General features: G+C 65.8%; 4 protein-coding genes. 2 read left to right on the top strand and 2 right to left on the bottom strand.

The window, feature by feature from the left end:
* A partial coding sequence (locus ACFVIU_RS37685; RefSeq protein WP_385848206.1) for a M1 family aminopeptidase occupies nt 1-443 on the top strand: 443 nt, incomplete at its 5' end.
* Nucleotides 444-1,702: 1,259 nt separating this feature from the next.
* Nucleotides 1,703-2,532, top strand: a protein-coding gene (locus tag ACFVIU_RS37690) for an IS5 family transposase (RefSeq protein ID WP_385848208.1) whose coding sequence is annotated in 2 segments (ribosomal slippage) — nt 1,703-2,141 and nt 2,141-2,532 — 831 coding nt in all. Because the reading frame shifts where the segments join, the coding sequence is not laid out codon by codon here.
* A 315-nt stretch (nt 2,533-2,847) separates the two neighbouring features.
* On the opposite strand, the gene ACFVIU_RS37695 is transcribed toward ACFVIU_RS37690, so the two are convergent.
* Together ACFVIU_RS37695 and ACFVIU_RS37700 are read right to left on the bottom strand one after the other, a co-directional pair.
* Complete coding sequence (locus ACFVIU_RS37695; protein ID WP_385848209.1) at nt 2,848-3,516, bottom strand: hypothetical protein; 669 nt, start codon at nt 3,514-3,516, stop codon at nt 2,848-2,850.
* 31 nt (nt 3,517-3,547) lie between these two features.
* The gene (locus tag ACFVIU_RS37700; RefSeq protein ID WP_385848211.1) at nt 3,548-10,603 is read right to left on the bottom strand and encodes a polymorphic toxin-type HINT domain-containing protein; all 7,056 of its coding nucleotides are present in this window, start codon (nt 10,601-10,603) and stop codon (nt 3,548-3,550) included.
* Nucleotides 10,604-10,980: the final 377 nt, after the last annotated feature.

Consider the following 10,980-nt stretch of genomic DNA (forward strand, 5'->3'; position numbering starts at 1 on the left):
TCGGCACCAAGGAGGAGGGCGGCGCCACCGTCCATGAGATCGCCCACCAGTGGTGGTACGGCGTCGTGGGCAACGACGAGTACAACTCACCCTGGCTGGACGAGAGTTTCGCTCAGTACGCCAACGCGCGCTACTACCGCTGGGACGGGTTCGAATGCTCGCCGGACGACTCCTGGCCGAGCGCCACCGCCGCGCTCACCAACTCGATGGCCTACTGGTCTACACACCGTAGCGAGTACTTCCAGGTCGTGTACGGGATCGGCCCCTGCGTCCTGGCCGACCTGGAGCACGTCCTCGGGGCCGGCACCATGGCGCGCCTCATCAAGAAGTACGCCCACGACCACTGGTACGGCGTCTCCACCACCGCCGACTTCAAGAAGGCCGCACAGTCGATGACGCACAGGGACCTCGCCCCCTTCTGGCGCAAGCACCGCATCCGCTGAAGTCGCACTCCACTCGCGGGTGACGGCCGTACCCCGTCGGCGCCACGACGACGGAGACCGACCGGATACGCGGGCAGGACGGCGTCATTCCAGCGGTGCATCCCGGTTGATGGGGCTTCAGGAACTGAGGCACGACTGGAGGGTGGCCAGCGGGGGCTGACGCGCAGGCAGGCACAACTTCCGGTGATCACGAAGCGTCGGCAACGCCACGTTCGGCAACAGCTACACGAACGGGGGGAGCCGAGCAGGCGCCCGGTGCGACGGCAGTGTCCGCCGGAACAGTCGGGGAAAAGCTGGCGCAGCTCCCGCTGGACCTGCCACGTAACAACTGCAGAAACAGCGGCATCATCTGCGATGACGCCTGACCGAGCCGGACCACGTGCGGGAACAGCTGGCCGCACCGGAAGGGACAGCCGACACCCTGCACCCCTTCAACCTGGCCCTCGCCCTAGCCTGCGAGAGCGCGGTGGAGGACCTGCACCATCTCGCGGCGACCGCTGAAGGCGATGAGCGCGCGGCGCTCCGCGAGGTGGTGGCGCCTGTGGTGCGCGCCCTGTGCGTGTGCGCCGGGGCGCCCGGGCAGGCGGCGGCGTTACTGGAACCGCTCGCCAACGTTCTGGAGGGGCTGGGAGGGGTGCGGTGGGAACGGGACCGCAGATGTGGAACATGGGATACAGCAGGGGGTGTGCCGGCCAATGGCCCCTGCTCTCCCCCGCCCCCTGACCCAAGCCGCCATCACTCCCCCGGCACCTCGCATCCGTGCCCGACGCTACGCGCCGGCGGGTGCCGTCCGACCCTGCGTGTGTGCGGGGACTCATCGGCTGGCCTGGGTGACGCCGCTCGCCAGCTGCCCCAGGAGGTCGGGAGCCACCCCCGCGGGCGCGGGGACGACTGCCTGCCGCTCCGCGAGGTGCGACAGCCGCTCGAGCTACCCCCGCGGGCGCAGGGACGACACGACCACACCCGCCACCACGCGGCCCCCCGCGTTCTCGCCTTCGCCAAGCTCGACGAGGCCGCGCCCACGCCCGGCTCAACGACGCCCGCGCCGCCGGCGCCGCGCTCGCCGCTTCCGAACGGCTCCTGGAACGCGCTGACACCGCCCTCGGCGGCGAACCCTCGTGGATCAGCTCCTACACGCCGGCCCGCACGGCCGCCGACGCCATCGAGATCCACCGGGACCTGAACCTGCCCGATGCCGCGCTGCGCTGGAACCGGCGCACCGCCCCGATGCCCGCCCATCAGCGGATCGTTGATCCGATATGCCGCTAACTGACGTGCAGTGGGCGCGTGTCGAGCCTTTGCTTCCCGACCGGACGCCGAAGCCAGGTGGCCGATGGCGGGACCACCATGAGGTGATCGACGCGATCGCCTTCAAGTTCCAGACCGGAACGCAGTGGGTCCACCTGCCGGAAAAGTACGGCAACTGGCAGGGCGTCTATAACCGGTTGCGAATCTGGGCCGCCGACGACACCTCGGAGCGCGTGTTCATCGCGCTAATGGCTCAAGCCGACGCCGAGGAGGACCTGGCCTGGGCTGTGACGGTGGACTCCACGATCGTGCGAGCTCATCAGCACGCGGCCGGGGCCCTGGCTGGCGAACCGGCCGACCATGCCATCGTCCGGTCCCGCGGCGGGTTAACCACAAAGATCCACATCGCATCCGACGGGCGCTGTCGACCCCTCGCGTTCACTCTCACCCCAGCCAGGCCGGCGACGCCCCCGCCTTCACTGAAATCATGGCCCGTCTGCGCGTTTCCCGCCGCCGAGGACGGCCCCGCACCAGGCCCGACATGGTCTTGGCCGACAAGGCGTACTCCTCCGGCGCGGTCCGAGACCATCTGCGCAAACGTGGCATCCGCGCGGTGATCCCTGTTCCGGCAGACCAACAACGTCACCGACTGCGTCGAGGAAGTCAGGGCGGCAGGCCACCGGTCTTCGACCGCCAGACCTACAAGCAGCGCAACACCGTCGAGCGGTGCATCAACCGCCTCAAACAGTGGCGTGGCATCGCGACCCGCTATGAGAAGACCGCGACCATCTACCTTGCCGGACTCCACATTGCCGGCATCCTTCTCTGGTCCGCCCGCTGACCATCGTCAGTCCCGCCCTACGCACCCGACTCAACCCCGTCGAAGGCGTCTGGGCCCTGAAGAAGTCCCTGGCCAACCTCGAACCCCGCGCGATCGACGACCTCGCTCCGCCCACGAAGAACCGCGGCTTCATCGCCGGGATCGGACTGACACTATCACGCTACCCTTTCAACCACAGCGTCAACTACTGCCGTTAGACAACCCATCGGCCCACACCGGAATGCATCCGGCGGGGCTTCTTGGTGCGCTGACGTGTTGCCACTGTTGGCGCAAAATTCGAAGTGAGGCCCCGCCGAAAGAACCCCCATCGTATCATTATCCGACCAAGTTCTGTTCATGCAGCCATTCGATATCTTGCATGTACTTCGAGAAGCTCTTGGATCGCCTAGGAGCGATTGCCACGATTGAATTAAATGGCGTCTCAGTAAATCGACTGACCCAGATGCCCGCATACGTCGGAAGGTCCCCGGCGTGTATCCCATCGAACTTATCACGCCGCAGAAGCACCTGGGTTTCCGGGTCATACTTGACCAGATCGCCAGGCACGCAATAGAAGTCTGCGTCAACAAAGCTGGCTTCGGAAATATCGAGCGCCCACTCGACACCTCGATACTTCTCCACCATTCCAGCAATATGCAGCTCTCGATCGGAAAGCCCCCTATGCGGAGGCATGACCATGATCGGCCCAATGTTTCCCTTGAGTACCACGCGATTGAAAACGCACCCGTACAGCCGGTGAATCTGCTTCGCGTTGAGGCCGTCGACCGTCACCCCTTCGAAGTACACCCCTTGGACCTGACAGCGGTCTACCGTGCAGCCCTGGACAAGCGTGTCTCGGACCACCAACCCGTAGCCCGGGTCGTCGAACTGGGCGACAACACACGTGCTCACAGTGTCACGCACCAACTCGACTCCCGAGTACGCCCGACCGGATCCAATGATCCTAACTCCTTGGATCGACTGACCCTCGATGCGAACTGCCATGACCGACTTCCCTCCTCCGAGTCGACTCAGCCTACCTGAACACTTGGGCAAGGAATTCATTCGAGGGCGCATTATATATCATGATTTGATATGGACTCGTTATGTAGGATCTACCCATATGGCTAGACCACGCAGTCCTACTAGGCCCAGTAATATCTACACCGAATGTCTTATTGCCCACAGTGATGTGGAAGTCGGGGACTTTCTGCCCAGGCATCGCATTTCCAAGGTGCGAGATATTCCCATCGGCTAGGACAGCCGGGTCATCCGCCACCGCACTTTCCACCGACGAACCGTAGAACGCTCGCTGCAACCAAGGATTCTCCTGCCCCGCTGCGATCTGCTCAGGGGTCAATGAAGCCCGCACCTCAGCGGCGCTGCGACTGGTGGCAGCATCGAGAGCGGTCTTGAGTCGCGAAAAGCTCGCTCGCCCGGAGACTCCCAATTCCCCAATGGGGTTCGGACAGGCGTTGTGGACCAGGATCGGGACGCCGCCCGCCACAACATAGTACGTGTGCAGTTCATGAACGGTGAGGTTGTACATGTCCGCCGCACCCCGACGCACCCGAACCGTGAGGATGCGGACGTGGCCGTTTGCGGCAGTGTTCAGGGCGTGGCCCGTCTTCAGGTGCCCTGCCGGCACCCAGGTGTGCTCCGTGTCGTCCCAGAAGGGGTGGTGGGATGTGGTGTGGAGGGTTGCCGAGTGGCCGGGTGACGTGTGGACGGTGAGGTCGATGAGGTCGTTGTCGTGGTTGATGAATCTGGCGAGGACCTGGCGGGGGCCTTGGTGCTTGCCCGTCTTGGGGTCGGCGGCTTCGACGGAGTCGCCGACCTTGATCTTGGCTATCGCCTTTGTTTTACCGTGCTTCATGAGCACGCGTGTCGTGGGAGTGAAACTGCATCCACCACGCGGCGTCGGCTCTGGTTCTCCCAGACCCTCGTCGGCTCCGCTGAACATGCCGTTCACAGCGGCTCCGTACGCTCCGACTCCCCTTACGCAGGCGGGGCCGATGAGAGGTCCGCCTTCAATGCAGGCCGTGCCAACGGGCAGAGCGGCGAACAGGCCAAACGAGATCATGCCCACGGCCTCGAAGTCGTGGATCTTCTGGTCGGTTGTCTCGGCCTTATCGGCCTTCCGCACGGCGTTCCAACCCGCCGGGTCTTCTCCGCACTTACGGGGGCAGGGCTGCCACGTGTTCCCCGCCACGTTGCCGCCGTCTGATCGGCTGTCCCCATCGGATGGCGCCGGAGCGTCACAGTCGTGACCGCAGCCACCGTTCATGTCGGGCAGGAAGAGGCCGGTGGGGTCGCTGTTGGTGATGGGGTTGTCGGCGGAGTAGGTGTAGCCGCCGAGCTGCTGAGGGCTGGTGGCTTCGAAGACGGGGTCTGGGCTGATGAAGCGGCCGAGCGTGGGGTCGTACTTGCGGGCTCCGATGTCGGTGTAGCCGGTGGAGGTGTCCTGGGGTTTACCGAGGTAGGTGTGGGTGGGGTCGGGCCAGGCTGTGGGGTTGGCGCTCGTGCGCGGCTGGCCGTAGGGGGTGTACTGCTGGCGGGCGACTTGCTGGGTGGTTGTGTCCATGGCCAGGGTCGCGGTGCCGTGGGGGTCGTTGAACAGGTACTTCACCCCGCCGCCCGGGAGGCTGGAGTGGACGGCCACGGGGCTGCCGGTGCCGCCGTGTGCGTAGATGCGGACGGCGCCGAGGAGGACATTGGGGGTGACGCTGGTGTTGACGACGATCTCGGTGTCGCCGGCGAACAGTGTGGTCTGGCCCGGATCGCGGCGGATGAGCTGGTTGCCGTCGGCGTCATACAGGTATTTGGTGGCCGTCGGGCTGGAGCCGGTGGTGTCGACCTGGGCCAGGCGGTTCTCGTCGTCCCAGGTCAGTGTCTGACCGGGGCCGGTGCGCGGAGTGCGCGTGCGCAGGTTGCCGTCTTCGTCGTAGCCGAAGGCCGTGGGGTTGGTGCCGCCGGTGGTGGCGGTGAGGGTGTGGGGCTGAGTGCCGGTGGAGTTGCAGTTGGTGGTGCAGCCGTCGGTGTAGGTGGTGGTGACGGTGGTGCCGGAGCTGCCGATGGCGTGATCGACGGTCTGGTGCCGGTTACCGATGGCGTCGTAGCTGTAGCTCTGCCAGTAGGAGCCGGCTGTGGTGGCCAGGGTAGAGGTGGTCGGCGGTCTGGCGGCGCAGTTGTCGTTGGCGGTCCAGGCGTCGGTGAGCCGGTCGAGAGCGTCGTAGGTGTAGCACTGCTGGTCGGTGACGGTGTTGCCGGTTTCCGACTGCTGGTCGGTGGTGGATGTGGGGTTTCCGGCGGCGTCGTAGGTGTACTTGGTGTCATCGACCGTTGGTCCGGGTGCCTGGGTGCGGCTGACCACGCGCTCGGTCATTCGACGGGTCTGGTCGTCGTAGCTGTAGGTGGCCGAGGCGGGGTTGGTGGAGGCGCCCATGGTGACCTGGGACGGTTCGCCATAGTTCGTGTAGACGGTTTTGGCGACGTAGATGTTGGTGCTGCTGCTGGTTTGCGTGGGGTTGCCAAGCGTGTCGCGGTCGTAGCCGATGACCTCGCTGTTGAGGCCTTGGGTGCGTGGGTCGCTCTGGGTTGCGAGCAGCTGGTCCCTGAGTGTGTAGGTGTACGTCGTCGTGTAGGTCGACGGCAGTGGTGCTTCGGACGCCGGAAGGGTGATCTTGGTACCGGTCGGCTTGCCGAGGACGGTGTAGCCGGTGGCGGCGACGGTGTAGCCGCCGGTGGTGCCCTGGACGTACCGGGTGGAGGAGGTCGGCAGGCCGATGCGCAGGGTGTCGTAGGCCCACGATGCGAACTGGAATCCCGACTTCGACTTGTCGGTGCCGGTGAGCTTGCGGCCCAGAAGGTCGTACGTGTAGTCGAGTTCGGTCTTCCTGGCGTCCGTGGTGGATACCAGGTTGCCGGCGTCGTCGTACTTGTAGCTGCTCTTGCCGGTGTCCGGGTCCGTCTGGGACGTCTTGCGGCCGAGGAGGTCGTAGTCGAACGTCCACTGCGTCTTGTCGGGGCCGGTGACCTGTGTCTGCTGTCCTGCGGGATTGTAGCCGTAGGTGGTGGACGAGGTGGTGCCGCCCGTGGCGGTGTATCCATCGGCTGCGGTGCCGGAGAGGGTGGGGGCGGCGGTGTACTGGTCGAGTTCCGTGTTCTGGCCGCGCGCGTTGGTGGCCGTGGTGATGGCTACGGCTCCCTTGGGGGGCAGGACGGTGGTCTTGTCACCGGTGTAGGCAGTTGTCGTGGCCCACGTCTTGAGGCCGTCGTGCTCCTCGGTGACCAGATCGGCGCGGCCCATCCCGTCGTGATCGGTGACGGTGGTGTCGGGGATGGATACCTGTGAGACGGAGATCAGCGTGGGGCCGGGAGCGGTGCCGGAGACGTTGTAGGCGTTGTTGGTGGCGACCGTCCAGCCGTGGGAGTCGTACTGGGTGTCGGTGACGGTTGTGCTGGAGTTCTCGGCGGTTTCCTGCACCTGGAGGGGGCGCAGCATCGCGTCGTACAGCGTTTGACTGGTCTTGTAACTTCCGCTGTCGAGCAGTGTGTTGATGGCTACGGTCGTCGGGGCCGACTGGGACAGGTTGTAGGTGTAGGTCGTGTTCGCCGGGGCGCTGTTGGCTTTGATCTCGTTGGGCAGCCACACGGCTGTCAGTCGGCCGAGCGCGTCGTAGGTGAGCGAGGTGAGCAGGCCGGCCGCGTCCTTTTTGGCGGTGGGCAGGGCCCGGGCCGGGTCCATGGTGGTGCTGGCGAGCTGGCAGTCCTTGGAGGATGTGGTGATTGCTGAGCAGTCCACCCCCGGGGTGACCTGGGTGACGGTCGTCTCGGTGGTGGGCAGCTCTCCCGTGGTGGGGGTGTAGGAGGTGTAGATGGTCTGAGCGAGGCTCTTGCCGTCCGGGGCAACGGAGTGGGGGGTGCGGGTGACCTTTGCCGGGCGGCCGTAGGAGTCGTAACTGGTGGCCGTCTCGTCCACGAATGCCGTCGCGGTCGCGCCGTTTGAGGCCGATGCCTTCTGAACGAGGGTGACGTCACCGATCTTGGGCAGGGCCGGGTTCTGCTGCCCGTCGCCGTCGTAGGCGAAGGCATTGCCGTCGTAGGAGGTACGGGTGTCGGAGATCAGAGAGCCGCTGGGGGTGGCGCCGGCGCCGGAGCAGTCCTGTGCGGTGGTGATCACTTCCGCGGGCAGGACCAGGGTGTCCACGGCGCCGGTGAGGTAGCGGGTGTAGGTGCATTTGGCGACGTTGCCGCTGTCGGCGACTTCGCCGCGATCGTCGACCTGCACAGGCATGCCGGTGGTCGGCTTGCCCAGCGTCGTGTTGTAGAAGGTGTCCGTTTCGGTCTTGCGCCAGCCGTAGGAGGCCGACTCCCGGGTGAGGCTCTTGGTGGTCCGGACCATCTGTGCTGTGAGGTCCGGCAGGCCGCTGCGGGAGCGTGTGGCGGTGGGGCCGATGGTGGTGGGGACGGTGACGACAGCCTTGTTCAGGGTGCCGGTTGAGCTGGTGTAGGTGTCGGTCTCGAAGGTTCGGCCGGCCAGGGTGTCGTCGTCCGCGACCGTGGTGGTGCCGTCCTGGCTGGAGAGCGCCGGCACCGAGCGGGTCTTGCCGCCGGGCAGGGTGTCGCCGTTCATGCCCAGGAAGTAGTAGGTCTTGGTCAGTGTCTTCTGGTCGTGGATCTGGGCGCCGTTGGTCTTGTGGAAGACGTTGGGATCACCGGTGGTGACGTCGACCTCGGGATAGCCGCGGAACTGGCCCCAGGTGCGGTTCTTGGCCTTGACGACCTCGTCGTCGTCGTAGTGCCAGCCGGGGTTGCCCTTGTAGGCGTAGTCAGTCTCGAGCTTGGGCTCGGAGCCGTCCTGGTAGGAGTTGTGCGTGTCTTCGGTGACGACGGAGGTGACCTTGTACTTGTAGAACCAGTCCATCCACGGCGAGGGCTGGCCGTAGGGCGTCCAGTACACCGGGAAGCAGGACAGGGTGTTGGTCGATGCGAACGTCTGGGCTGCCGCGTCCGTGGGGTCGTTGGGGTCGCTCGTCGGTGCAGTGGAGCAGTCGGGCCGGTCATAGGTGACGGTGGTCTGGGCGCCGGTCTCGCTGGTGACCGTCTGGATGCGGTCGTGGTACATCAGCGGCATCTGCGGGATGGTCCCGACACGGTTGGGCAGTTGCAGCGGCGGGTCGAAGTTCACTGCCGGTGTCGAGGCGCTGCCGGACGCTCCGCCCAGGGTGTCCAGGCCGGTGTGCTGGACGGAGTCCAGCCAGAGGGTGGGCGCGTGGTCACCGCCGTCGGGGAAGGACTGGGTGAAGGTGTACTTGTCGACTTGCTTGGTGGCGCCGCCCGTCTGGATCTGTGTGGTGATGGCGGTGAGGCGTTTACGGGACCAGTAGCTCGGTCCGTGGTTGGTGCAGTTGGTGGAGCCTGAGGTGCAGTTCAGATCGATCGGCACATCCGGCCAGTAGGCGGCGTTCGCCGCCGTGAACTGGTCGTCCGCGCAGGTGTTGCCCGAGGGGGTGCCGGCGATGCAGCGCTCGGCGGTGTCGAAGAGCACCTGCTCGGGCGCAGTGCCGGAGTAGATGCTCGAGGAGGTCATGCCGTAGTCGATGCGGGAGAGGGTGCCGCCGCGGGTGTATGCGACCGCGGTGTCCTTCATGTCGGCGCCGTAGTAGCCCGTTTCCGGCGTGTAGTACCAGGCGGTGGCATTGCCGTGGGTGTCGACGGCGTAGTCGAGGTTGAACCGGTAGCCCAAGGTGCAGGAGGTGGAGGCGAAGTCCGTGCTGTCCGGGCAGGCAGACACCCCGTCGTGTGCATGGTAGACCGGCTCGGTCCAGACTGATTTGGTTTCATCCTTGCCACTGGACCAGCCGGGCAGGCGGTTCAGGCCGAAGAAGTACTGCACGCCGTTCTCGGTGACCTTGAAGTACTCACCGTTGTCGGTGCCGTTCTTCCCGCCGCTCAGGTTCTCGATCTTGGTCGTCGCGTCGTCGTCAGCGGCGTGAAAAGACTTGGTTGCGTCGTCGTAGACGATCGGAGTGGATGTGCCGTTCAGCGACAGCGTCAGGATCTGCCCGCCCCAGCACTTGTCCCCGTCGTTCTTCGGGGCACCGGACGAGGAGTCGTCGCTGCAGGACTTGTAGGTCCGCTCGATGAAGTTCTCGGTCGTGTTCCAGCCGTCGCCCAGCCAGGAGGACTGGTCGTTCGTCCCCTCCGTCCGTGCGTCCTGACTGGAGGAGTCGTACGACAGGTCGACCTTCGGCGTCGCGCCTCCGATCGCCTCGGGCAGCGCGATCGGGTAGCGGTAGGTGAACGCGCCGGTGTTCCCTGAGGTCGACCACGAGCCGCCCGGCGAGAGGCTGGTCGCCGAGTAGTCGCCGGACGCACCCGACGTTCCGGAGGTCGCGGCCATGACAATCATGGATCCGGAGGTCGTCACCGCGTTGGAAGAAAGACCGGCGCCGGAGGCCGTGGTGGCTGCCTGCGGCACGGGCACCTCTGCAGACAGCGGTGTGCCAGGGGCTGTGCGGACCGGCGTCTGAGTCTGGCAGCGCGCCAGCTTCGGGGTGGTCAGTGCGCATCCGGGCAGTTGGACCAGGTGCAATCGGGAGGCGTAGTCACCGCCGAAGGCGTAGCGGAACGAGGAGTCGTCGACCCGTACCGCGACCTTTCCGGTTCCCGGGCTGGTGCGCTGAAGCGTGAAGAGCACGCCGTGGACGCCGGCGTTGCGAGCGGCCTTCTGGTCGAGGATGCTCACCCGCACGCGCTGCGAGGCGGTGACAGCGGTCGTCCCAGGACGCGCGCCTGCGGCAGCACCGAGCAGGACAGGCGTGTTCCCGGCACGGACTTGAGTCGCCTTGGCGGTCAGGCTGGTGGAAATCGCGGCGATGGGCAGCGTGACCACGGCACTGCCCGGTACGGGGAGGCGGGTGTGGCCCGTCGGATCGAAGTGCTTGAACCACCGGGAGGCAGAGCCGCGCTTGGGTGTGACACGGGTGAAGCGGATGGGCTTGTCGTGCGAAGCGGCCGGCAAGGACGCATGCGGCTTGTCCGGGGAGGCGGCGGCGACTGCGCCGGCGGGGAGCAAGCTCAGCAGCAAGGCCCCCGTGGTGATCACTGCCGTGCGTCGCAGCCGCGTCCCCCGGCCGCTTGTCTGCCCCGTTGTCCACGCCATTGCGTGCGTCCCCCTCCTGGATCCCCGTAATTGCACAAGTCACGCGGCACAGCTGCGATGTGAGTGCATGTCAACGATGGGGCCAGCGTCAGGTACGCCCCCCTCAGATCTTCACGCTAAGTGCCGAGATCGACACAGAATGCAAAGCATCTCCACATGGAAGGTAAAGGAATCACCCGGCTTGGAACCCAAGCTGACGCGCATACGTCAAAAACGGACGCTCATCGGCCGCCTGAAGATGGCTCCTGCACGCATCCGCGTCTGAGAATGCAGAACTGGCGCGGGGCCCAGGGGGGGAACCG

Source organism: Streptomyces sp. NPDC127190 (assembly GCF_042672505.1).
Classification (GTDB): Bacteria; Actinomycetota; Actinomycetes; order Streptomycetales; family Streptomycetaceae; genus Streptomyces.